This is a genomic window from Desulfovibrio sp. (assembly GCF_019422935.1).
Lineage (GTDB): Bacteria > Desulfobacterota > Desulfovibrionia > Desulfovibrionales > Desulfovibrionaceae > Desulfovibrio.
Genome location: NZ_JAHZCJ010000004.1, coordinates 36,524 through 59,304, shown reverse-complemented (window position 1 = coordinate 59,304; position 22,781 = coordinate 36,524). Strand labels below are relative to the sequence as shown.

21 protein-coding genes and 1 tRNA gene are annotated in these 22,781 nt (G+C 58.9%); 18 read left to right on the top strand and 4 right to left on the bottom strand.

Features of this window, described 5'->3' with window-relative positions; translation table 11 throughout:
* Positions 1-78: 78 nt before the first annotated feature.
* Entirely contained in the window at positions 79-999 is a 921-nt protein-coding gene (locus QZ383_RS06890) for a sulfite exporter TauE/SafE family protein (RefSeq protein WP_291444165.1), read from the bottom strand.
* A gap of 290 nt (positions 1,000-1,289) precedes the next feature.
* Here QZ383_RS06890 and hisH point away from each other — a divergent pair, with 290 nt between their 5' ends.
* The 13 genes from hisH (at position 1,290) to QZ383_RS06825 (ending at position 14,648) form a co-directional block, all read left to right on the top strand.
* A complete protein-coding gene (gene hisH / locus QZ383_RS06885; RefSeq protein WP_291444163.1) occupies positions 1,290-1,928 on the top strand; it encodes an imidazole glycerol phosphate synthase subunit HisH in 639 nt (212 codons plus the stop codon).
* Positions 1,918-2,697 (top strand): imidazole glycerol phosphate synthase subunit HisF, encoded by a 780-nt coding sequence (gene hisF, locus QZ383_RS06880; RefSeq protein WP_291444161.1) that lies wholly within the window; start codon positions 1,918-1,920, stop codon positions 2,695-2,697. Before hisH ends, hisF begins: the two co-directional genes overlap by 11 nt.
* 50 nt (positions 2,698-2,747) lie before the next feature.
* On the top strand, positions 2,748-3,626 hold the full coding sequence (locus QZ383_RS06875; RefSeq protein WP_291444160.1) for a PP-loop family protein: 879 nt from the start codon (positions 2,748-2,750) through the stop codon (positions 3,624-3,626).
* Between the two features lie 395 nt (positions 3,627-4,021).
* The gene (locus tag QZ383_RS06870; protein WP_291444158.1) at positions 4,022-4,417 is read left to right on the top strand and encodes a zinc ribbon domain-containing protein; all 396 of its coding nucleotides are present in this window, start codon (positions 4,022-4,024) and stop codon (positions 4,415-4,417) included.
* 7 nt (positions 4,418-4,424) lie between these two features.
* The gene (gene purB, locus QZ383_RS06865; RefSeq protein WP_291444156.1) at positions 4,425-5,741 is read left to right on the top strand and encodes an adenylosuccinate lyase; all 1,317 of its coding nucleotides are present in this window, start codon (positions 4,425-4,427) and stop codon (positions 5,739-5,741) included.
* Positions 5,742-5,774: 33 nt separating this feature from the next.
* Complete coding sequence (pyrE, locus tag QZ383_RS06860; RefSeq protein ID WP_215647574.1) at positions 5,775-6,332, top strand: orotate phosphoribosyltransferase; 558 nt, start codon at positions 5,775-5,777, stop codon at positions 6,330-6,332.
* On the top strand, positions 6,322-8,580 hold the full coding sequence (locus QZ383_RS06855; protein WP_291444154.1) for a L,D-transpeptidase family protein: 2,259 nt from the start codon (positions 6,322-6,324) through the stop codon (positions 8,578-8,580). The genes pyrE and QZ383_RS06855 overlap by 11 nt, the downstream gene beginning before the upstream one ends.
* Before the next feature lie 169 nt (positions 8,581-8,749).
* Positions 8,750-9,493, top strand: coding sequence for a hypothetical protein (locus QZ383_RS06850; protein ID WP_291444152.1), 744 nt, complete (start codon positions 8,750-8,752; stop codon positions 9,491-9,493).
* A 104-nt stretch (positions 9,494-9,597) separates the two neighbouring features.
* A complete protein-coding gene (locus QZ383_RS06845; protein ID WP_291444150.1) occupies positions 9,598-10,638 on the top strand; it encodes a glycosyltransferase family 10 in 1,041 nt (346 codons plus the stop codon).
* Positions 10,635-11,585, top strand: a complete 951-nt coding sequence (locus QZ383_RS06840) for a glycosyltransferase family A protein (RefSeq protein ID WP_291444148.1) — start codon at positions 10,635-10,637, stop codon at positions 11,583-11,585. The genes QZ383_RS06845 and QZ383_RS06840 overlap by 4 nt, the downstream gene beginning before the upstream one ends.
* A gap of 62 nt (positions 11,586-11,647) precedes the next feature.
* The gene (locus QZ383_RS06835) at positions 11,648-12,823 is read left to right on the top strand and encodes an iron-containing alcohol dehydrogenase (RefSeq protein WP_291444147.1); all 1,176 of its coding nucleotides are present in this window, start codon (positions 11,648-11,650) and stop codon (positions 12,821-12,823) included.
* A gap of 146 nt (positions 12,824-12,969) precedes the next feature.
* Positions 12,970-13,980 carry a glycosyltransferase gene (locus tag QZ383_RS06830; protein ID WP_291444145.1) on the top strand — a complete coding sequence of 337 codons (1,011 nt, stop codon included), beginning with the start codon at positions 12,970-12,972 and terminating at the stop codon, positions 13,978-13,980.
* Positions 13,981-14,027: 47 nt separating this feature from the next.
* The gene (locus QZ383_RS06825) at positions 14,028-14,648 is read left to right on the top strand and encodes a hypothetical protein (protein ID WP_291444143.1); all 621 of its coding nucleotides are present in this window, start codon (positions 14,028-14,030) and stop codon (positions 14,646-14,648) included.
* A gap of 80 nt (positions 14,649-14,728) precedes the next feature.
* Here the strand turns inward: QZ383_RS06825 and QZ383_RS06820 are convergent.
* A tRNA-Arg gene (locus QZ383_RS06820) sits at positions 14,729-14,805 on the bottom strand.
* A 184-nt stretch (positions 14,806-14,989) separates the two neighbouring features.
* Between QZ383_RS06820 and QZ383_RS06815 the strand changes: the two genes are divergently transcribed.
* The 4 genes from QZ383_RS06815 (at position 14,990) to cysK (ending at position 17,998) form a co-directional block, all read left to right on the top strand.
* A complete protein-coding gene (locus QZ383_RS06815) occupies positions 14,990-15,568 on the top strand; it encodes a UbiX family flavin prenyltransferase (protein WP_291444141.1) in 579 nt (192 codons plus the stop codon).
* Between the two features lie 104 nt (positions 15,569-15,672).
* Complete coding sequence (locus tag QZ383_RS06810) at positions 15,673-16,359, top strand: metal-dependent hydrolase (protein WP_291444139.1); 687 nt, start codon at positions 15,673-15,675, stop codon at positions 16,357-16,359.
* Between the two features lie 44 nt (positions 16,360-16,403).
* The gene (locus tag QZ383_RS06805; protein WP_291444138.1) at positions 16,404-16,841 is read left to right on the top strand and encodes an Rrf2 family transcriptional regulator; all 438 of its coding nucleotides are present in this window, start codon (positions 16,404-16,406) and stop codon (positions 16,839-16,841) included.
* A 200-nt stretch (positions 16,842-17,041) separates the two neighbouring features.
* The gene (cysK, locus tag QZ383_RS06800; protein ID WP_291444136.1) at positions 17,042-17,998 is read left to right on the top strand and encodes a cysteine synthase A; all 957 of its coding nucleotides are present in this window, start codon (positions 17,042-17,044) and stop codon (positions 17,996-17,998) included.
* An 857-nt stretch (positions 17,999-18,855) separates the two neighbouring features.
* Here cysK and QZ383_RS06795 read toward each other — a convergent pair.
* Complete coding sequence (locus QZ383_RS06795) at positions 18,856-20,529, bottom strand: acetolactate synthase large subunit (RefSeq protein ID WP_291444135.1); 1,674 nt, start codon at positions 20,527-20,529, stop codon at positions 18,856-18,858.
* 101 nt (positions 20,530-20,630) lie between these two features.
* Positions 20,631-21,203, bottom strand: a complete 573-nt coding sequence (gmhA, locus tag QZ383_RS06790; RefSeq protein WP_291444132.1) for a D-sedoheptulose 7-phosphate isomerase — start codon at positions 21,201-21,203, stop codon at positions 20,631-20,633.
* 153 nt (positions 21,204-21,356) lie between these two features.
* Here gmhA and QZ383_RS06785 point away from each other — a divergent pair, with 153 nt between their 5' ends.
* Positions 21,357-22,700 (top strand): deoxyguanosinetriphosphate triphosphohydrolase, encoded by a 1,344-nt coding sequence (locus QZ383_RS06785; RefSeq protein ID WP_291444130.1) that lies wholly within the window; start codon positions 21,357-21,359, stop codon positions 22,698-22,700.
* Positions 22,701-22,781: the final 81 nt, after the last annotated feature.

Genomic DNA, 22,781 nt, shown 5'->3' with positions numbered 1-22,781 from the left:
AACAGGCGAAGCGCCTCCGGCGCTGCCCTGCGGCAGGTCGAAAGCGCTCCGGCCAGAATAACTCGGGCGGCAGCGGCGCTAGAAACCTTGGCCCAAATAGCGCACAGCTGTAAAGAGCAAAACTGCGGTCAGAAGAGCCTTCAAGGCAATGGAAGGCACAAACTTCTGGCAACGCGCCCCGGCATACATGCCGCACATGCCGCCAAGGCCCACCAGAACGCCCATGCGCCAGTCGGGCGCAACGGCCATATCCGGATAAAAGGGCGCGAGCAGTGCGTAAAAAGATACGCCCGCCACGGAAGTTACAAAGGTGGCAAAGAGCGTGGAGCCAGCAACAACATAGACAGGCAGCCCGAAAAACGAAACCAGAAACGGCGCCATGATGGCCCCGCCGCCGATGCCGTAGATGCCGCCCACAAGGCCCACCACAAGGCTCAGCAGTATAAGCGCGCGGGTGGCGACAACATACTTGGTTTCCTGAAAAACAAAGGCCACTTCCTTCATGTTCCAGTAGAGCACGTGACAGCACATGAGCCTGCCGTTTTTGTCTTCGCAGGTGGGCATGTTTTCTTTCTTTTCCTTGCGCGACCACAGCGAGGCCCTGCCTTGCCATGTGGTCATGGCCATGCGCCCGCCAATGTACAGCAGCACAAGACCTGCAAAGATTTTAAAGCTCTGGGGATTGGGCAGCAGATTGATGCGCACGATGGCCCCTATAAACACGCCCGGCAATGTGCCAATGGCAATGGTAAAGGCCAACGGCCACACAAGCCGCCCCTCGTGCCAGTAGCGCCATACGCCCGAGGGACAGGCCAGCACGTTAAAGAACTGGTTGGTGGCGCTGACGCTGGGGTTGGTATAGCCCAGAACGCTCATCTGAAACGGCAGCAGCAAAAAAGCACCCGAGATGCCGCCCATGGATGTGAAAAAAGAAATGCCAAGGGCCACCGCAAAAGGAACAAACGGGTTGCACTCAATGCCTGCAGTTGGAAAATACATGCTGGCCTCCTGCGCAGATGGCATGATAACTATTTTTAAATATTAAAAATTTTCTTTGAACTTGAAAATCTAATGTTCACGGTTTCTATAATAACCGTGAACATTGAAATTGTCACGCCATTCCGCAAAAGGTTTACCGCTGGCGCGTGTGGGCGCGCTGATTTTCCCTGCTTCGCCGGGGCATCCTGCCAGTCTGCGCGTTGCCTGCGCACCAGCAAAAAGGTATGATGCACTTTTCAACGCCACCAGCCGCCAATCCCCCCACGGCAACAACAAGCAGAGGATGCACCATGCTGGCCATTCTGGACTACAAGGCAGGCAATCAGACGAGCGTGCGCCGCGCCCTTGAACATTTGGGTATACCTTGCGCCATCACGGCGGACCCCGCAACACTGGAAGGCGCCCACGGCATCATTTTTCCCGGTGTGGGCGCTGCCGGGCAGGCCATGCGCGCCCTGCACCCCACGGGCCTTGACGTGCTGCTGCGCGAGTGCGTCAAGCGCGGCCAGCCCCTGCTGGGCATCTGTCTGGGCTGCCAGATTCTGCTTGACCGCAGTGAAGAAAACGACACCACAACCCTTGGTATCGTGCCGGGCTTGTGCCGCCGTTTTGAAGACAACATGCGCGAAGAGGACGGCACACCCGCTCCCATCCCGCACATGGGCTGGAACAGCCTGAAGGCGACCGCCCCCTGCCCCCTGCTCGCGGGCGTTGCCCCCACAGCGGAATTCTATTTTGTGCATAGCTATTATGTGGAGCCTGACCCCACCTTTGTGATCGCCACCACCACCTACGGCAAGGAATTCTGCTCCGTATACGGGCGCGACGGCCTGTGGGCCACCCAGTTCCACCCCGAAAAAAGCGGGCGTCCGGGGCTGACAATTCTGCGCAACTTCTACGACTACTGCGAGGCGCGTCATGCTCAGTAAGCGAGTGATTCCCTGTCTGGATGTGCGCAACGGGCGGCTGACCAAGGGTGTCAAATTTGTAGGCAACGAAGACATCGGCGATCCGGTTGAAACCGCGCGGCGCTACTATGAAGAAGGCGCGGATGAAATCGTGTTTTACGACATCACGGCCTCTGCCGAGGCGCGCGGTATCTTTATTGATGTGGTGGAGCACGTGGCGGAGCAGATTTTTATTCCCTTTTCTGTCGGCGGCGGCATTTCCAGCGTGGCGGATATGCGCGCCGTGCTGCTGGCCGGGGCGGAAAAGGTTTCGGTAAATTCGGCGGCGGTCAAGGATCCGCATATCATCAGCGATGGCGCGGATGCTTTTGGCTCACAGGCTATCGTGGTGGGCATGGATGTGCTGGCTGTTCCGGTAAACGCAGAAATCCCCTCTGGCTACGAAATCGTCATCCACGGCGGCCGCAAGCGCATGGGGCTGGATGCCATTGCCTGGGCGCGCCGTTGTCAGGAGCTGGGCGCTGGCGAGCTCTGCGTCAATTCCATTGATGCGGACGGCACCAAGGATGGTTACGAACTCAAGCTGACCCGTGCCATAGTCGATGCCGTGTCCATCCCCGTGATCGCTTCCGGCGGTGCGGGTGAACCGCGCCACATGCTCGAGGCAGTTACCGAGGGCGGGGCCTCTGCTGCGCTGATCGCGTCCATTGTTCACTATGGGCAGTATTCCATCCGGCAGTGCAAGGAATATATGGCCGGGCACGGGGCCAAGGTGCGTATGACCTGGTAGGCTCGGCCCCAAGGTTTATGCGGACTTCTGCCGCATCAAAAGACAAAGGTATGAGTAAAAATCCTTTCCATGCGGATCAGGTTCCAGCTGCGCTTGCCGCTGTGCTGCGCGGTCTGCCCCGCGTGGCGGTGGCTTTTTCCGGCGGGCTGGACAGCCGTTTTTTATGCCACGCGGCCCTGTTGTGCGGTTGCGACGTGCTGGCCGTGCATGTTTACGGCCCGCACATCCCCCCGCAGGAAAGCGCCGGGGCCGCAGCCTGGGCGCGTGAGCGCGGCCTGCGCCTGCACACGGCGCGGTTTGATCCTCTTGCCCTGGCGGAGGTGGAGACCAACAGCCCCCAGCGTTGCTACGGATGCAAGACCGGCTTGGTGGCTCTGCTGCGCGGTGAGCTTGCCCCCATGGCGGAAGCTCATGACCGCGTGCTCTGCGATGGCACCAATGCGGATGATTTGCAGGCCTACAGGCCAGGACTGCGCGCGCTTGAAGAGGGTCGCGTGCGTTCCCCCTTGGCCGAAGCCGGGCTGACCAAGGCGCAAGTGCGCGAGGCTGCCCGCGCCACTGGGCTGGACAGGCCGTGGCAGCGCGCACGGCCCTGCCTGCTGACGCGGCTGGCCTACGGTATGCGGCCCGAGGCCGACACGCTGGCGCGTCTGGCGGCGGCGGAGGCCGACCTTGCGGCACTGGGAGCAACCGCCTCCGCGCAAGGGGCTGCGCAAGTTGTGCCGGAGGAGGGCAGCGTGGGCGCGCTGGGGGATTTTCGTCTGCGGCTCACGCCCGAGCCTGTGTTGCAGGCTGAAAAACTGCCGGAAGAACTGCTCCACGAATTGCGGAACATCCTGATTCGTCATGGTTTCTGGCCCTGCGGGCTGGAGGCTGGCGGCAATATCAGCGGCTTTTACGATGCGGGCAACAGCGCGGGAAGGCACTAGGCGGGGCAGATATTTTTCCGCCTGTGGTCAGTGTTTTCGGCCCGGAATGTGGCTCGGGGCTGGACTTTGCCGATCAAAGAGCATATGAATACCCACTTATATTAACGGGGCTTGCCCTTGGAGGGAATCATGGCACATAAGAAAATTGAGCGTAAGAAAGAACTGGATCGCCGCCGTAAGCGCCGTGAAGAGCGTCTGAAGCAGCGCGTGCGCGAAGCCAAGGCTGCCAAGGCCTAAGCTTCGGACACGGGAAACCGGCGTTCCGACGGCTGCGGATTGACGCGCCGTCACATATGGTGCTCGGCCCGGCTGCCTCCTGGCAGCCGCGCGGGGCGCAAACAAGCAGCAGTGGTCAGCGCGGCAGCATGCCGTGTTATGACCTCTTTAGTGTTACCATGCCTATCTACGAATATCAGTGCCCCAAGTGTCAGCATACGTTTGAGGAATGGGTCAAGGCATCGGAATCCCACGGGCAGGAACCCTGCCCCAAGTGCGGTGAGCCTTCGCCCCGCATCATGTCGCACACTTCGTTCGTCCTCAAGGGCGGCGGCTGGTATGTGAGCGACTACGGCTACCGCAAGGGCGTCACGGAAGAAGGCGGCTCAACGGCCTCCTCCACCGACACTTCCGGCGGTTCCTTTGCCCCCGCTTCCGGCGGCACGGCGGGCGAAAAAGCCTCCGCATCTGCATCCGATTCTGGAACCAACGCCGCCAAGGCGGCCCCCGCCCCTACGCCAACCACAGGGTCCGCAGCGTCGGCACCCACCAAAGCCGCCAGCTCGGCTTCATGAGGCAGCCATGATTGATCGCTACACCCGTAAGGAAATGGGCCGTATCTGGACCCTTGAGAACCGCTATCAGGCATGGCTTGATGTGGAAGTGGCCGTTTGCCGGGCCTGGAGCGACATGGGCCGCATCCCCGCCGCTGCAGTGGACAATATTCAGGCCAAGGCTTCCATTGATGTGGACCGCATCCTGGCTATCGAAGAAGTGACTCGCCACGACGTCATTGCCTTTTTGACATCGCTTGAAGAAAAGGTTGGCGCGGAAGACGCGCGCTACATCCATCTGGGCTGCACCTCCTCCGACATTGTGGACACGGCCAACGCCCTTCTGCTCATGCAGGCCGGGCGTCTGATCCTCAAGGACATCCGCGCGCTCCTGACCGCCATTGAAAGTCTGGCCCGCCGCCACAAGGGTGTACTGTGCATGGGCCGCACCCACGGCATCCACGCGGAACCCACCAGTTTTGGGCTCAAAATGGCCGGATTTTACGCCGAATTTGAGCGGCACCTTGCCCGGGTTGAAGCCGGGATTGAAAGCGTGCGCGTGGGCAAAATCTCCGGCGCGGTGGGTACCTATGCATTTTTGTCGCCCGAGCTTGAGCAGCGCGCCCTGAGCTATCTTGAGCTTGAGGTTGATCCGCACTCCACCCAGATCATTCAGCGCGACCGTTACGCCCACTTCTTCACCTCGCTTGCCGTGCTGGCTGGCGGCGTAGAGCGCCTGTGCGTGGAACTGCGCCATCTGCAACGCACGGAAGTGCTCGAGGTGGAAGAAGGCTTTGCCAAGGGACAGAAGGGTTCGTCGGCCATGCCGCACAAAAAGAACCCCATTTCGGCAGAAAACATGAGCGGTCTTTCGCGCCTTTTGCGCACTAACGCTCTTGCCTCGCTGGAAAATCAGGCCCTGTGGCATGAGCGCGACATCAGTCATTCCTCCGTGGAGCGGGTTATCATGCCCGACTCCACCATCCTGGCCGACTACGTGCTGACCCGCCTCACCAAGCTGCTTGAAGGGCTGGTGGTCAAGCCCGAGCGTATGCGTGAAAATATGGAGCGTTCTTACGGCCTGTATTTTTCGCAGCGTGTGCTGACGGCCCTTATTGCTACCGGGCTTCCGCGCCAGCAGGCGTATGAAGCCGTACAGCGCCTTGCCATGCAAAGCTGGGAAAGCCGCACGCCCTTCCCCGAGCTGGTGCGCAACGATGCCGACATGAGCGGGCGGCTGGGTGCCGCTGCTCTGGCCGAGCTTTTTGACCCTTCGTACTACCTGCAACACGAAGACGAAATTTTTGCCCGGGTGTTCAAGAACGCTGCGGCCAACAAGGCGTAAGGAGCTGTCATGCAAACTCTTTCTTCTGAGGAACTGCTGGCGCTCAAGCGCCGCCTTGCCCGCCTGCTGGTAGAAAAATCATACCGCGAGGGAGATTTTGTGCTGGCATCAGGCCGCAGAAGCGATTATTATTTTGATTGCCGCGTCACGGCGCTCCACGCCGAAGGTTCGTGGCTTATTGGAACCCTGTTCAACCACATGCTCCGCGAGATGGACATAAAGGGTGTGGGCGGCATGACCATGGGCGCGGACCCGCTGGTTGCAGCCACCACGGTCATCTCTCACGAGCAGGGCAGGCCGTTGAACGGCCTTTTGGTCCGCAAGGAAGCCAAGGGGCACGGCACAGGGCAGTTTGTTGAAGGGCTGGGCAATTTCTGCGCGGGCGACCGCGTGGCCATGCTTGAAGACGTTGTTACCACCGGCGGTTCTCTGCTGAAGGCCTGTGATCGCATTGCAGATGCTGGCCTGTCCATTGTGGCGGTTTGCGCCATTCTGGATCGCGAGGAAGGTGGCCGGGAAAAGCTCCGTGAGGCGGGATATGACCTGCTTGCGCTCTTTACCCGTGCGGAATTGGTGGACCTTGCGCGTTAAGGTCCCCACCGACCCGCGCGCCTTGCCCCATGTGGCATTGTCGCAACGTATGGCGGGGTCTGCTGTCAGCTGTCTGGTCAATTGTCTTGTCAGATGCGTGGCCTTGGTGTTGCTGATGGCTTTTGGCATTGGTTGTCCCCTTGCCGCTCCACATCTGGCGCAGGCCGAAGAATGGCAAGCCTCTTTGTACAATGAAGGGCTTCCTACGCATTTGGTGGCTGTGGACAAAAAGCGCCAGACCTTCATGTTTTTTGAGAAGAAAAGCCCCCTCAAGCTCAAATACACCTACCCCTGCACCACAGGCCAGTTGCCCGGCGACAAGCAGGCGCTCAACGATCTACGCACGCCCGAAGGCATCTACTTTGTGGAATACAAAATTGCCAGCGGGCTGGATTTCAAGGAATACGGCGGCATTGCCTATACCTTGAACTATCCCAACCCCGTGGATCGCCTGCGCGGCAAAACCGGCCATGGCATTTGGATTCACAGCAAGGGTTTTGGCATAGAACCGCTGTCCACCCGTGGGTGCGTAGCCATCGGGCTTAAGGAAATCGACGAGGTCGGGCCGCAGCTGACGCCTGGCACGGCAGTGGTTCTGGCCGATAAGATGGACGAGACCGCCCAGCCCCGCCCCGACAGCAGCACTGCCAACGAATTGCGCCGCCTGATGCAAAACTGGAGCAACGCCTGGGCCTCCCGTTCGGTCAAGATGTTTGATTACTATAATCCCGATGCCTATTCCAAGGCCATGACGGAAAATTTCACTGCCTTCCGGCAGAACAAGGAGCGGCTGTTCAAGTCGCTTCAGTTCATCAAGATTTTCAATCGCAAGATCAACGTGCTGGAAGGCCCAGGGTATTGGGTAACCTGGTCTGAGCAGCTCTATACAGCATCCAATCTTTCCACTGAAGGCGTGCGCCGTTTGTACTGGCAGCGCGGTAATGACCAGAAGTTTCGCATAGTCGGTATGGAATGGACACCGCGCGATCTGGGTATGCGCGCCGATTTTCAGAAAGGCCAGCTCGTGGCCGAAGCGCCTTTGCAGCAGGTCAGCGATGCTTCCTCCGAAGCGCCGCAGCGCCCCCGGCTGGATATGCCTGAAGCCGCGCCGGAAAAGGCGGAGGCCACAGCCCTCACCGCACCGCAGCCCTCGCAGGACAAAGCCGCTATCGCCAAGGCTGGTCAGGGCGACAAGCTCATGGCGGCCAATGATCCTCTGGTTCCCCGCCGCAGCAGCGCAACACCTCCGGCAGAAGTAAACTGGGGCGCGCGCCCAGCAATGGAAGAAGCGGCCCGCAACGAGACGGAATCCGCCCCCAAGGGCGCACCTGCCAAACCTGCCGATCAGGCGGCAAAGCCCGCTGAGGTCCAGCAGGCTGTTAACGTGCCTGCACCGACATCTGTTCAGGCTCCCATCGCAGCACCGGCACAGACCAGTGCTCCCGTGGCAGCGGCAGCCCAGCAGCTGACCCTCACACCGGAAGTTCGCGCCGCGCTGGAAAAGGCCGTGCAGGCCTGGAATGCGGATTTTGCCGCGCGTTCGACCAATATCGCCTCTCTTTACGATCAGGCCAAGTACAACCGCGAAGCCGGAACGCCGCGCGGGTATTCCTACAATTCGACCATGCGCGAATTTGATCGCCGCTTTGCGGTGCCGTGGCTGCGTCTTATAAGCCGCAAGCCCAAGTTCGAGATCCAGGGGTCACTGGCTGTGAGTCATTGCGAACAGCTTGTGGTGGCCCCCAACGGCATGGAGCAGGGTGTGCGTTCTTTCTGGTGGAATCGGGACGACAAGGGCGATTTCCGCATTGTTGCCGCGCAGTTCAAGCCAGAAGAACTTGGCCTTGCTGCGGATTATCTGGACCAGGTCAGCGACGCCGCAAGCGCCATGGTTGAAAAATGGCGCAAAGCCTGGGAAGCTGGACGTATTGACGAATACATTGGATACTATGCGGACGACGCCATTCAGCAGGGGCGTTGGGGCGCAAAGAATATTCAGAAGCAAAAGGAAATCCTTTGGCAGCGTGTGCAACCCACCCTGGTTCAGATCACGGGCCTGCGGCTGGTGGCTGACAAGCAGGGCCTGCGCGCCGACATGAATCAGGTCTACGCCGACAGCTCAGGCCACACGGATCGGGGCACCAAAACCCTTTTGCTGCGTTTTGACGGCAAGGGCTGGCGTATCGCCCGCGAAGACTGGGCGCCTCTTGGCGCTCCGGTTGCTCCCATCGGAGAATCCGGTCAATAGGGTCTTCTGCCATTTGCCTCATTGGACAAGGGCTTAGGCTAGTCAAACAGTTTGTCCGGTTTATGGCGAGGTATCATAACAAGGTGTTGTGTGCGGCCATCCCGAAATTTCAAACGCCAAAGTTCGTGAGGACCGTTTGAAGTACCGCGAAAATCTCAGCATAATCCTGATGCGGGATAACGGCCCCAGGCGTAGCTATCGAGTGCGCAGGGGGCGGTTTGTGGCGGCTCTGGGGGTGATGGCCTGCCTGCCCGTTGCGTGCGCTGTTCTGGGATGGCTGTGCTGGACGTTGTGGCAGCAGAATGTGCAGTTGCGGGACAATGTGCTGCGCTTTGAGAGCGATTCGCAGACGGCGCAGGCCAATGCGGAGCGGCTGGAACACCTTGAAGAGCTGCTGCGCGAAGAAAATATTCCAGGCCGGGAACTCGTGCTGCGCAGGCTCAGCACTGGCGGTGCCGCTGCGGAAGCACCGGGTGAAGGCCCCGCAATTACTGGCGGGCCAGCGGCGGCTGACAAACCGCAGGCCGGGGCCAGCGATGCAGCCCGCACCGAAGGGCCGGGGCATGAGGACTTTCCCTCCATTGACCTTGATTACGTCAAGGTGGGGAATGTGCAGGTGCGTGAAATCAGGGGTGGCAAGCTGCGTATTGCACTGGATCTGCGCAATACCGACAGCCAGAAAATACTTTCTGGTATGGTAAGCGGTACCTTGCTGACAGCCGATGGCAAAAAATATTCCCTGCGTTTTGAGCCCGAAGATGTGGGCAGTTTTCGTATCAGCCGGTTCAAGCGCGCTGTCATGGTTGCTTCTGCCGAGCACCCCATGAGCCTCACCAACGCTCAGGTCATTCTTGAGGTGCGCAGCCAGGATAATGGCATTGTGTTCCGCAATATCTATGCCGTTGAGCATTAAAGCGATTTTCAACACCCATCGCCGATGCCCCCTGAGTGCAGGGTGCTGCTAACCGGCCTCTGACCCAATAAAGCGGCCGGGGGCCTTGGCATTGCGAGGCCTTTGTGGCTGAAAGTTCCACCCTGTGCTATTTTGCCACCATCCACGCGTCTTGGCCCTGGATGCGGCAGACAGAAGACGGCAACGGTGCGCTAGGCAGTGCGCAATTTGTGCTGCCCCCGCCCGCCTCCCACTCCCTTTCCCCGCTTTCCACATCGGCTGGTACTTCCAGCGCATGGCTTGTGGTTTTTGATGAAGCCCCTGCGGGTTTTAGCACCATAGTGCCCCGTGAACGGCGCATCCTGTTTGTGACAGAGCCGCCGGAAATCAAAAAGTATCCCCGCTCCTACCTTTCCCAGTTCGGCACGGTGGTGTCGCCTTATGACTTGCGCGGTGTCGAGCGTCGCAGCATGGTTATCAGCAACCCCTGCCTTAACTGGCATTTTGGCGTCAGCAAAGTATCAGGAGAATATATAAGTAAATTCAAATCTCTGGATGAATTGCGCACATTTCCCGTGCCAGAAAAATCAGGCCTTGTTTCCGTAGTTTGTTCCAGCAAAACGGCAACGTCGGCACAGCGAGCACGCCTTGCTCTGGTGAGCCTGCTCAAGGAGCAGCTGGGTGACGCGCTGCATGTGTACGGGCGTGGATTCAACCCCGTGGACGACAAAATGTCGGCCATTGCGCCCTACAAATATCATGTGGTGCTTGAAAACAACTACCTCGACAACTTCTGGACAGAAAAACTGTCCGATGCATGGCTCGGCTGGGCATTGCCGCTCTATCTTGGCGCGCCCAACCTCAATGCGGTTTGCCCCGCAGCCGGATTTGTCCCGCTGCCTGTGGGCAATCTGGAAGCCTGCGCGCAGAGCATCATTTCTGCCATCGAGAGCAGTTTATGGGAGGCCCGGCAAGCAGAGCTTGCCCTATGTCGCAACTGGATGCTCGAAACCACCAATATTTTTGCCCGTGCTGCCCGGATGATGGAAACAGCGCCGCAGTATTGCCGCAGGCAGCCAGCGTTGCGCAAACCGGAACCCATATTTGGCGTGGGGCGTGACGATGTGGCCGCTTTGTACAGGCAGGGGAAGGCAAACGACAAGTGAACCCCTCCAAGCCAGAAATCACCGTGGCAATGCCCGCCTATAATGCCGCCGCCCACCTCCACGAGGCCATGGATTCCATCCTGGCCCAGAGCTTTGAAGACTTTGAGCTGCTGGTGGTAGACGATGGCTCCACAGACAATACTCTTGCTCTGGCGCAGTCCATTGATGACAAAAGAGTCCGTGTTGAGCGGCTGCCCGCCAACAAGGGGCGGGCCACGGCGCGCAACATGGCCTTGGGCCGTGCGCGTGGCCGGTATCTGGCCTGGATGGACGCTGACGACATTGCCATGCCCCATCGGCTGGAAGTGCAACATGCCTGCCTTGAGGCGCTCCCCCAAATTCATATCTGCGGCGGTGGCGTGCAGTATTTCGGACAATCAGACGTGCTTGAGTTCTTTCCCGAGCAGCCGGAGGCGGCAAGGGCGGCGGCGCTCTTTGGCGCGCCAGTTCCCAACGGTTGCGCCTTGTTGCGGCTGGACGCGATGCGCGCCTTTGGCTTACGCTATGACGCTGCCCTGGCAAGGGCAGAGGATCTGGCCTTTTGGGCCGATGCCCTGCTCAAGGCCGGATTGCAGGCGGTCAATTTGCAGGAGCCGCTGCTGCGCTACCGATATACGCCAGCGTCCCATGCCCGCCAGTGGCATGTGCGCGCCCTGCTTGGTCATGTATTTCCACCGCTGGGCATCCAGGCAACAGGCTCGCAGGCGGTGTTGCACACAGGGCTGGTTTATGGCGGGGCTACAGAGCCGGAAGCGGCGCTGCGCTGGCTTGATACCCTCTGGCAGGCCTGGACTGCCCGCTATGGGCACGATGACTATATGCAACGCCACATGTTTGTTTTTATGGCGCGCGTTTTGCGCGAAGCATCGGCGGACACAGCACAGGCAGAGCGGGCAGACAGTCTTTTGCGTACACTTTCGCTCCCCGCGCTGGCAGAAAATATCTGACGTTTACGCCCCGGCCTGGGCAGCGGGCTGCCCGCGCGTTTTTTACAGTCAGGAGGTTTACCATGCATGATTTTACGTACTACACGCCCACAAGGGTAGTTTTCGGCAAAAATACAGAGCAGCAGACCGGCGCGCTCGTCGAAGCCTGCAAATGCCGCAAGGTGCTTATCCACTTTGGCGGGCAGAGCGCCCTGCGGTCAGGTCTTGTGGATAGGATCAAGACATCTCTCGAGGCGGAAGGACTGACCTTTGTCACCCTCGGCGGCGTAGTGCCCAATCCCCGGCTTTCGCTGATCCGCGAGGGCATTGAACTGGCGCGTGGTGAAGAGGTGGATTTTGTGCTGGCAGTGGGCGGCGGCAGCGTTATCGATTCGGCCAAGGCCATTGCTTACGGCGCCGCCAACGAAGGCGATGTGTGGGATTATTACATGGGCAAACGCAAGCCGAACGCCTGCCTGCCCATTGGCTGCGTGGTGACCATCGCCGCCGCGGGCAGCGAGATGAGCAGTTCAACCGTTGTGACCAACGAGGAAAACGGCTTCAAACGCAGCTTCAAGACGGATATGGCCCGTCCAGCCTTTGCCGTCATGAATCCGGAGCTGACCATGTCGCTGCCGCCCTTTCAGACGGCCTGCGGCTGCGTGGATATCCTCATGCACACCATGGAACGCTATTTTGGGCACGGCTCGAACATGGACATAACGGACAGCATCGGCGAGGGCCTCATGCGCGTGGTCATGCACCATGCCGCCGTGCTGCGCGATGATCCGGCCAACTACGACTCCAGAGCCGAAGTCATGTGGGCTGGCAGCCTTTCGCACAACGGGCTGACCGGTTGCGGCTCTGACGGCGGCGACTGGGCCACGCACATGATTGAACACGAGCTGAGCGGCATGTTTGACGTGGCTCACGGCGCGGGGCTGTCTGCCATATGGGGCAGCTGGGCGCGCCATGTGCTGCCCCTGCGCCCTGACCGCTTTGCCCTGTTTGCAGAGAGGGTCATGGGCGTTGCCCCGGCGGAGACGGAAACCATCACGGGTCTGCGGGGCATTGAGGCCATGGAGCGGTTTTTCCGCTCGCTACGCATGCCCACCTCGCTGAAGGAGCTGCATCTCGCGCCCACGGATGCGCAGATTGCCGAAATGGCAGAAAAGGCCCTTGTGGGCAAAACTCACATCGGGAGTGTAAAAAAACTGCTGCCTCCCGATATCGTCGCCATTTTTGCTGCCTCGCGGTAAGGGAGATTGGCGGATAAAGCAATGTTGGCCCGTTTCTGGCCGGGGTGGATACCAGACTGCCCCGTCTGAAACGGGCTTTTTCCGGTCTTGGGCCGGGGGTATCGAGGCAGCCTGCGGGCTGCGTAAAGCGACATCAGGAGCCAGGCATGCACGATGCATTTGAAGGCCGCATTGACGTGAAGTTTCCGCGCGCGGTGGTCACAGGCGTAACCGGCAACTGGGCCTTTGCCGCTGGCACGGTGCTGTTGGCGCTTCGGCGGCATAATCCGGGGATGAAGGCCGACATCATCGTTTTTTGCGATGATTCCCTGATGGAAAACGATGCCGCCATATTGCGCAACCTTGGTGCGCAGCTTGTGCCCTTTAGGCCTGTTCCCGCGGAGCTGACGGCTGAGGCTCTGGAGGTTTTTTCGCCGCTCAGTCTGGCAAAATTTGACTGCTTTGACTTGCTGCAACGCTATACATCCGTTGTATGGCTTGATGCGGACGTGCTGGTTCAGGATAGTCTTGAAGGCCTGTTTGATTGCGGCCCTCTGGGGCTTGCGCTGGAAGACCCGGAGTTTTCCGACCCTCCGGGGGTCAAGCCAGCGCAGATCAATCTGCACGAACCCATTGAGGGGTTTGACGGTGGCGCAGACAACCTGAATTCGGGAGTCATTGTATTCCGCAATGATTTACCAGCACCAGATGCACTGCGTCAGGGCTGCCTGGAATTTGTATGCCGTCACGGCGCAAGGTTGCGCTACCCCGATCAGGCGGCCTTTAACCTGCTGGCGCAGATGCTGCTGCGGCAGTACCCGCAGAGCGTTTTTCAACTACCGCAGGGCTTCAATGCGCATCCGCGTAATCCGGCGGCGGCATTTGCGCCAGTGGTGCATGCCTTTGGAGCGTACAAGCTGTGGAATGACGGCCTCACCGCCACCTGTTTTCCTGAATGGCAGCGTGATTATGCCCGCTGGCAACGCCTTGGCGGCAGCCCCTATGCGGGAATAGTGGAAAATGCTGACTTTCTTGAGGGCGGCGCGTTTTCACTGCTCGGCGGGCTGTGCGGCACCATTGAAAAAGCTGAGGCCGCCATTGCCGACTTGCAGCAGAAGCTGGAAATGGAAACCAGGGTTCGGACCAGACTCGAAGCCGTGGTCAGCAAGCTCGGGTGAGGGGAGGGAAGCAATGCGCGGTCAGACAAATAGAAAAGGATGATTGGATGGATATTCAACCGTCATTGCTAGGCTATATATCTGTCGCCAAGGATTGGCTGACGCTCATAATTGCGGGGTGCGGCGTAGGGGTCGCGTGGCAAGGGCTGAGAACGTGGCACAGGCAGCTCAAAGGCACTTCTCAGTTTGATGTTGCCAAACGGCTGATGCTCAAGGTGTATCAGATCAGGCGAGATATTGAGTATTGCAGGTCATCTGTCCGTAAGATTTCCATCTTCACGCACAATGAGGATGGTCAGCCTATTCCTGAAAGAGAACAACTTCGTTACTCTTCAGATAGAGAGATGAAAGACAGATTCGAATATATCATAAAAACAAGTAGTGAGATGGATTTCCTGCTGTTTGAATCTGAAATTATACTTGGCAAAGAATTACGTGAATTTTTTCAGCCTATTGAAGAAGTGTGCTATATGCTGAGAGACAGTATTGAAGAATATACTGAAGATTATAATCAAAAAGATGGCAGATTTCATGATGCTGAGGAGAGAAATAGATATCGTGAATTACGGCAGATTATTTATTCTCGCAAGGGTGACGCTATTCAAACCAAGGTGGATTCGGCGGTGCGGGAGATAGAAAAGTTTATTAAGCCTTACGTGCATGGTTGAATAAAATTGCGCATGCGAACCAGCTCCTAGAATGAAAAAAGGTTGGGTGCGTATTCTGCATCCAACCTTTTATCTTTCAATGGTGCGCCCGGCGAGATTCGAACTCACGGCCTTTGGCTCCGGAGGCCAACGCTCTATCCAACTGAGCTACGAGCGCATAAGAACATTTCAGATATGCTTTGTGCTGGCGGCTGTCAAGGTATGGGCCTGAACCAACGGGCTAACGACATCCGGCCCCAACCCTGGGCGCGCCAAGTCTGGCGAGTTTGCGCGCCGCCGCAATGTGCGCTAAAAATCAGGCTGAGGGGCAATTGCTCTGTGATATTTTATGCGGAGAATGCATGCGTGATATTCTTGTTGGGGTGAGCGGGGCCAGCGGCATGCCCCTTGCCCTGTGCCTCATGCGGCTACTGGCAGCCATGCCCGATGTGCGCACCCACTGCGTGGTCTCCGATGGCGCGCGGGCCGTGCTGCGGGCGGAATGCGGCGCGGATGCCGCGCTGCTCACGGCTCTGGCGCACACCACATACGCTGCGGAAGACCTGGGCGCAGGCCCGGCCAGCGGTTCGTGGTGGAGGCGCGGCAACGAGCCAGCAGCCATGCTGCTAGTGCCGTGCTCCATGGGAACAGTTGGGGCCATCGCCAGCGGTGCTACGCGCAACCTTGTTCACCGTGCTGCGGATGTGGCGCTGAAGGAGCGCTTGCCCCTGGTGATGGTCACGCGCGAAAGCCCGCTCTCTGCCATACATCTGCGCAATCTGTTGACTCTGCGCGAGGCCGGCGCGGTGATCATGCCGTTTTCTCCCTGTTTTTATCTGCGGCCTGCTGGCGTGGAGGAACTGCTGGAGCAGTTCTGCGGCCGTATCTTTGATCAGGTGGGGCTTGCCCATAGTCTTGGCCGCTGGACAGGTCAGGCATAGCGCAAGCAGAGGGCGGCACCACGCCGCTCCTCCTCCATTTGCTGTTTTCCGTCCCCTATCGGTACGTATTTTCTGAATTGTTAAAGTCTTACGCTGGAGGCAGCATGAGCGACATAACCTGGTTTGGACACTCGGCATTCAAAATCAGTGCGCCTGACGCGCAGGTGATTATTGATCCTTTTTTTGCTCCTTCTGCAGGAGTATCGTCCAGCGCGGCAGGTGATGTGGATATTGTGCTGGTAACTCACGACCACGGCGACCATGTGGGGGATGCCGTATCCCTGTGCCGCCGCACCGGCGCGCAGCTTGGGGCCATTGTGGGCACTGCGGGCAAACTGGCCGAGGCAGGTGTGCCCCAAGAGCAGATTCTCAACGGCATTGGCTTTAACATGGGCGGCACCCTGACCCACAAGGGCGTGAGCATGACCATGACGCAGGCCTACCATTCCAGCGATTCGGGCGCTCCGGCGGGCTATATTGTGCGTATGCCCGATGGTCTCACCGTGTACCATGCGGGCGATACCTGTGTCTTCAGCGGCATGGAGCTGTGGGGTCAGCTCTACAGCATCGATGTGGCCCTGTTGCCCGTGGGCGGCGTGTTTACCATGGATGCGCGTCAGGCGGCCCTGGCCTGCAAGTTGCTGCGCTGCAAGGCTGCCGTTCCCATGCATTGGGGAACGTTCCCGGTGCTGGCGCAGAGCGCAGCCGAGTTCAGGGCAGAGCTTGAAAACCTGAATCTGCCCTGCCGCTGTGTGGAAATGGCCCCCGGCGAAACCGTAAGCTTCGGCTGATTTATTCCTGCGGTTGCACCGCCTTTTTTCCGCAAGGATTACCCATGAGCGTTTCACTCAAGTGCCAGTACGGTTTGCGCGCCCTGTTTGAGCTTGCCAGGCGCACCAGCAGCGGCCCCACGCGCATTCAGGAGATTGCCGAGGCGCAGGCCATTCCTCCGCGTTTTCTTGAGAACATTCTCAACCAGCTCAGGCGCGGCGGCTTTGTGGACAGCCGTCGGGGCAAGGCTGGGGGCTTTATGCTGGCTCGCTCTGCCAGCCAGATCACCGCGCTCGATGTTATCCGCTTTCTGGACGGCCCGGTGCATCCTTTTGATTGCGAGGGAGACAGCCCCGTGCGCAAATGTTCCCTGGGGCCGGACTGCGTGTTCATGCCCTTGTGGCAGCGGGCGCGGCAGGCATTGGAAAACGTGTACGGCGGCACGACGCTTCAGGATCTTGTGGACGCTCAGGCGGCCGCTATCCCAGATTTCAACATTTGACGCCAGTTCACCTGCGCTCTTCCAGGTGAGCAGGAATATTTTTGCATGAGGCCTTGCCTTTCAGAAATTCTGTTATTATCACTTAGTCAGTCGAGTTAATGTATTTAATGCGGGCCAGATGTGTCATGCCCGCCCAACACGGCTGAACCATACAATCTGGATTGCACACAGCATCGCCAAGGCGGGCAAGGAGAACGCATATGTCCAGAATTTATCAGAATAATCCTCTTTCTATCGGCAATACTCCTCTGGTGCGGCTTAACCGCGTGGTCGGCTCCAAGGCCATTGTGCTGGCCAAGATTGAAGGCCGCAATCCCTCCTATTCCGTCAAATGCCGCATTGGCGCGGCCATGATTGCCGATGCGGAGAGCCGTGGCCTGTTGCGCCCCGGCGTGGGCATTGTGGAGCCCACCAGCGGCAATACGGGCATTGCCCTGGCCTATGTGGCCGCTGCCAAGGGCTATGAGCTTACGCTCACTATGCCCGAAACCATGAGCCTTGAGCGCCGCCGCGTGGTGGCCATGCTTGGGGCCAAGCTGGTGCTCACACCCGGTGCGGAGGGCATGCCCGGAGCCATAAGAAAGGCCGAAGAACTGGTGGCTGCCAACCCCGGCGCGTATTTTATGCCACAGCAGTTCAAGAATCCGGCCAATCCGGCCATACACGAAGCAACCACCGGCCCGGAAATCTGGAATGACACTGATGGACAGGTGAACGCCATTGTGGCGGGCGTGGGCACAGGCGGCACCATAACGGGCATTTCACGCTATCTTAAGCAGGTGCGGGGCAAGAAGATTGTTTCCGTGGCTGTGGAACCTGAGGCGAGCCCGGTCATCAGTCAGCATCTGGCTGGCAAGCCCCTGCAACCGGGGCCGCACAAGATTCAGGGCATTGGCGCTGGTTTTATTCCTGAAACGCTGGATGTCAGTTTGCTGGACCGGGTGGAGACTGTGGGTAACGATGAGGCCATTGAATTTGCCCGCAGGCTGGCGCGTGAAGAAGGCATTCTTGCCGGTATTTCTTCTGGCGCTGCGGCAGCGACGGCCGCGCGGCTGGCGGACTTGCCTGAATTTGAAGGCAAGACCATTGTGGTCATTCTGCCTGATGCGGGCGAGCGGTATTTGTCGTCTGCCCTGTACGAGGGCATTGGCGAGTAGAAGAGGGAAGAAAGGCAGGAAGGCAGAGTAGGGCTTGGTGGCGGGGGGAGCGCCTGTCGAGCGTATTTACGCAAACCCGACTTTTACGCCCTGAATGCGTCAGCGCCGGGATTTTGATGCTCACGTACTTGAGTACGCTGCACTCAAAATCCCGGCGCTTCCTTTTCAGGCCGCAAAACGCGTATTTTGCAAATTCGCCCAACACCAGCCGTCGCCTCCGCTTTCGTTCCGGCGAGTTTAAGGAAGGCGACGCCACGACCATCTCCTGATAGCGAACAGGTTTTTCTAACTCGTAATATATCCGCCGGATTATGGTTGAATGATAATTGGCATCTCGTAGATGAAGTGAAGCTGTCGGGCATGTTAGTGTTGGAATTTGATTTTCTTCAAGTTTGTGATGCACAAATATCCTGAAGCAACCGAAAAGGTACAAGGTCGTCCCCTGAACCAGTAATAGTATTCATGCTAGTTGGCTGAAGCGGATATTGATCGAAGTGAAAGCATCCTCTGGCATTAACGCGGCGCGGAGGGAGATCACCTGAGTGAGCGAAGCGAGTGAGGGAAGCTCCCGCAGCAGGAGACGCGTTGCCCTCGTGACCTGATGGAAATTGAAAACGTTTCTTAGGGGGTGCTCCGGGGGGAGTGCAGAGGGGGCCAAGGAGGGGCGCAGCCCCTAACAGGCCCCCTTTGCCCCACGCCGGGGAGGCGAAATCGCACGCCGAGCAGGCGTCCAAAACTCCGCTGGAAGGCGAACCCCCGTGCCCAAAGGGCAGAAAAAAATAACCAGGGCGCGCAAAAAACAAAACGGCCGCATTCAGCAAAGAATGCAGCCGCTCGGTTAAAAGAATATCAATCCGCTATAGCTCGTCCAACGCACAAAGCGCAGGCGTCAACTCACCCAAGCTGTTGATAAGCGCCATGTTCTCGCTGTAGTCCACAGGGCAGGCAACCAGCGACACGCCGGGTTCGTCCAGAGCCTTTTGCAGGGTGGGCAAAAGCTCGGCGGCGCTTTCAATGCGGTAGCCCTTGGCTCCAAAGCTTTCGGCATAGGTCACAAAGTCGGGATTGCCAAAGTCCACGCAGTCGTGCGAGCCGGATTCCATGTCCATCTTCCACTTGATAAGCCCGTAGCTGTCATCCACCCAGATCAGTATCTTGAGCGGAATGTTTTCGCGCACGGCGGTTTCCATCTCCTGCGAATTCATCAAAAAGCTGCCATCGCCCATAACGGCAAGCACCTTGCGCTCGGGGCAAGCCAGATGCGCGCCGATGGCTCCGGGCAGGGAAAAGGCCATGGTGGAAAGGCCGTTGGAAACAATGCAGGTCAGGGGCGCATACGTGGGGTAAAGACGCGCCATCCACATTTTTATGGCTCCGGTGTCGGCCAGCACGATATCTTCATCGCCCATTGCGGCGCGGATATCACTCACAATGCGCTGCGGCTTGAGGGGAAATGCGTCGCTCTGGCGGCCCTTGGCAAGCTCGGCCTCCACCAGTTCGCGGATTCTTGCCCCGCGTCCTGCTGAAAGCAGAGGTTCCGCCCCAAGTTCCTTGGCCAGAGAGGCCAGAGCAAGGCCCACATCGGCCATGATGCTGATCTCGGGAATATAGTGGGCGTCCACATCGGGCATGAATGTGTTGATATGGATGATGCGCTTGTTTGAATGGGGATTGATGCGCATGGGCGTGAATTCCTGCAACTCGTAGCCGATGGAAAGGATTACGTCTGCCTGGTCGAAAGCGCAGTTTTCGTAGTCGTGCCGCATAAAGCCAATGACGCCCAGCGACTGGGGGCTGCGGTCGCTGATAACGCCCTTGCCCATGAACGTGGTCGCTACGGGGATTTTGTAGCGTTCGGCAAAAGCGGCCAGCACGGCGGCATTGCCTGTGCGGGCCACACCGTGCCCGGCCATGATGACAGGCTTGCGCGCGCAGCGCAGCAGGGCTGCGGCCTCCGCCACCGCAGCGGGCGAGGGAATGGCCTTGGCGCAGGGTGCCGCCTTGAGGGGCACGGCCTCGGGCATGGGGGCCGCTTCCACGTCTTCAGGAATGGCAAGGTAGGTCGCACCGGGGCGTTCCTCCTGCGCAACCTGAAAGGCATTGCGTACCATTTCTGGCACGGCCTGGGGCGTCAGCACCGTATCCGCCCACTTGGTAACGGGCTTGAACATGCCTACAAGGTCAACAATCTGGTGCGATTCCTTGTAGATGCGCTTCAGTCCAACCTGGGCGGAAATAGCCACCAGGGGGCTTGAGTTGGTCTGCGCGTCGGCCGCGCCCAGCAGCAGGTTGATGGCTCCCGGGCCGAGCGTGGCGGTACACACGCCCGCCTTGCCTGTCAGGCGGCCATAAATATCGGCCATCAGGGATGCGCCCTGCTCGTGCCGGGCAAGAATAAAGCGGATGTCGCCGGAGGCGGCCACAGCCCGCACAAATTTGATATTTTCCTCACCGGGGATGCCGAAGACGTATTTAACTCCCTCGGTTCTGAGGCATGAAACAAGGAACTGGGCTACGTTCTGCTGATCCATGATTAACCTCGTTGGGGCGTTTGCCCAAGGCCCATGCCTTGGCGATGACTGGTCGGAAAGGCTTGGCATAATCCTGCCGTGTGCAAAATCCGCAGCCGGGCCTATTTTTGCGCCACGGCGCGTTCAAGCACGTCGGCCCAATGGTGCAGAATGAAGATGTGGGCCTCCTGAATGCGAGCCGTGACATCGTGGGGTACAATAACAGCCATGTCGGCCAGGGATTCCAGCTTGCCGCCGTCGCGGCCAAGCAGGGCGATGGTGGCAATGCCCTGAGCGCGGGCCTCGTTGACGGCGGCGATAATGTTGGGCGAATTGCCGGAGGTGGAAATGCCCACAAAAACATCGCCGGAGCGGGCAAGGGCCTCAACCTGACGGGAGAAAACATCGTTGAAGCCGTAGTCGTTGCCGATGGCTGTGAGATTTGACGTGTCCGTGGTCAGGGCGATGCAGGCCAGCGCCTTGCGGTTGCACTGAAAGCGCCCCACAAGCTCTGCTGCAAAGTGCTGGGCGTCCGCCGCAGAGCCGCCGTTGCCGGCAATAAGCACCTTGCCGCCTGCCCCAAGGGCTGCCCCAAGCCGCTCTGCCGCCGCTTCCACGGCGGGGCGCATGGTCTGCAACGCGCCAAAAAGCTCCAGATGGGCGGAGAGAGACATATCAAAAAGCGAATTCGTCATGATCTGGCCTTGCTGCACGGTTTGGTTTCCCCGTAGGGCACCGGTTTTTAAAACGTCTTGCAAGCCTAGCAAGGCCGGGAACAAAAGAAAAGCATCCGTCGCCCGCGCTTGCGGCACCGGCGCGCATGCCGTACATGCAGGGGAGGAGGCATTATGAGCACATTCAAAGAGCAGTGGACGCAACTGCTGGCCCCCAACCGCAAAACCGGCACGGGCATGAAGCTCGACACGCTGGACGCGGTGCGTAATCCCTTTCTGGTGGATTATGACCGGATCATCTTTTCCAGCTCCTTTCGCAGGCTGGCAAGAAAAACCCAGGTGCACCCACTGGTGCGCAACGACCATATTCACAATCGCCTTACACATTCGCTTGAGGTGAGCTGCGTGGGGCGTTCCCTTGGCCTTGGCGTGGGTGATGCCTTGCGGCAGCGCGGCGACCTGCCCGAGGGCTGCACGCCGGACCATCTGGGCCAGATCATTCAGGCCGCCTGCCTGGCGCACGATATAGGCAACCCGCCCTTTGGGCATGCGGGCGAGGAGGCCATCCGCGACTGGTTCAAGGATTCCGCCAACAAAGAGCAGTATTTCAAAAATCTGCTGCCCGCAGAGTGGGCCGATTTTACGGCTTTTGACGGCAACGCCCAAGGCTTCCGCGTTATCAACGCGCTTGAAAACAACAAGGACAGGGGCGGCTTTCGCCTGACATTCCCCGTCATTGCAGCTCTGGTGAAGTACCCGCGTTCCGCCTACGAAGCACAGGGCGTGGGCAAGAGCAAGTTCAATTTTTATACGGCGGAGCGCGGGCTTTTCGCCGAAATATTCGGCGCAATGGGGCTGGCGGAGGGCGCGGGCTGGCGCAGGCATCCGCTTTCGTATCTTTTGGAAGCGGCGGACGACATCTGCTACCGCATTATCGACATGGAAGACGCGCGCGAGCTGCGCATCATTACCTATGCTGATTTTAAGGCCGCCATGACGCCCCTGCTGGATGAGAATTGTCTGGACGATCCGCGCCTTGATTCCATGGATTCCGACCGCAGACGCACCAGCATGCTGCGCACCACAGCCATGGGACGCATGATCCCGTCCATCACGCAGACGTTTATGGATAATTATGAAGCCATCATGGAAGGGCGGCTTGAGGGCTGCCTGCTGAACCACGCCCGCGAGGATGTGGCGGGGTTCATGCGTGAGGCGGGGCGGGTTTTTAACAGCAAGATAATGAACAACCCGCAGAAGACCGCGCTGGAAATTGGCACCTACACGCTCTACCGGCGGTTACTTGACGTGTTCATTCCTGCCTGCTTCAACTTCACCAAGGGCAATGCCATGAGCTATCAGGAAACACGCGCCCTCACGCTCATGGGGGCCAATGCGCCGAGCAGGGAAGACAGCCTGTACATGGCCTATCTGCGGGTGCTGGATTTTGTGTCTGGCATGACGGACGACTACGCCGCGTTCATTTCACAGCAGTTCTCCGGCACTGCCGGGCGGTGAGCCTCCGCAGTCGAGAGCGTAAGCCCATTGATAATTAAGGATGCCGCGCAACGCGTGCCTTGGGCATGTGCTGCGCGGCAT

Excerpts from the sequence above, each read along its gene's own strand:
- QZ383_RS06825 (WP_291444143.1), top strand. The coding sequence starts at position 14,028 with ATGGATATTCAACCGTCATTGCTAGGCTATATATCTGTCGCCAAGGAT.
- gmhA (WP_291444132.1), bottom strand. The coding sequence starts at position 21,203 with ATGACGAATTCGCTTTTTGATATGTCTCTCTCCGCCCATCTGGAGCTT.
- QZ383_RS06785 (WP_291444130.1), top strand. The coding sequence starts at position 21,357 with ATGAGCACATTCAAAGAGCAGTGGACGCAACTGCTGGCCCCCAACCGC.
- QZ383_RS06830 (WP_291444145.1), top strand. The coding sequence starts at position 12,970 with ATGCACGATGCATTTGAAGGCCGCATTGACGTGAAGTTTCCGCGCGCG.
- hisF (WP_291444161.1), top strand. The coding sequence starts at position 1,918 with ATGCTCAGTAAGCGAGTGATTCCCTGTCTGGATGTGCGCAACGGGCGG.
- QZ383_RS06890 (WP_291444165.1), bottom strand. The coding sequence starts at position 999 with ATGTATTTTCCAACTGCAGGCATTGAGTGCAACCCGTTTGTTCCTTTT.
- QZ383_RS06815 (WP_291444141.1), top strand. The coding sequence starts at position 14,990 with ATGCGTGATATTCTTGTTGGGGTGAGCGGGGCCAGCGGCATGCCCCTT.
- QZ383_RS06835 (WP_291444147.1), top strand. The coding sequence starts at position 11,648 with ATGCATGATTTTACGTACTACACGCCCACAAGGGTAGTTTTCGGCAAA.
- QZ383_RS06850 (WP_291444152.1), top strand. The coding sequence starts at position 8,750 with ATGCGGGATAACGGCCCCAGGCGTAGCTATCGAGTGCGCAGGGGGCGG.
- QZ383_RS06875 (WP_291444160.1), top strand. The coding sequence starts at position 2,748 with ATGAGTAAAAATCCTTTCCATGCGGATCAGGTTCCAGCTGCGCTTGCC.
- cysK (WP_291444136.1), top strand. The coding sequence starts at position 17,042 with ATGTCCAGAATTTATCAGAATAATCCTCTTTCTATCGGCAATACTCCT.
- QZ383_RS06805 (WP_291444138.1), top strand. The coding sequence starts at position 16,404 with ATGAGCGTTTCACTCAAGTGCCAGTACGGTTTGCGCGCCCTGTTTGAG.
- purB (WP_291444156.1), top strand. The coding sequence starts at position 4,425 with ATGATTGATCGCTACACCCGTAAGGAAATGGGCCGTATCTGGACCCTT.
- hisH (WP_291444163.1), top strand. The coding sequence starts at position 1,290 with ATGCTGGCCATTCTGGACTACAAGGCAGGCAATCAGACGAGCGTGCGC.
- QZ383_RS06870 (WP_291444158.1), top strand. The coding sequence starts at position 4,022 with ATGCCTATCTACGAATATCAGTGCCCCAAGTGTCAGCATACGTTTGAG.
- QZ383_RS06810 (WP_291444139.1), top strand. The coding sequence starts at position 15,673 with ATGAGCGACATAACCTGGTTTGGACACTCGGCATTCAAAATCAGTGCG.
- QZ383_RS06795 (WP_291444135.1), bottom strand. The coding sequence starts at position 20,529 with ATGGATCAGCAGAACGTAGCCCAGTTCCTTGTTTCATGCCTCAGAACC.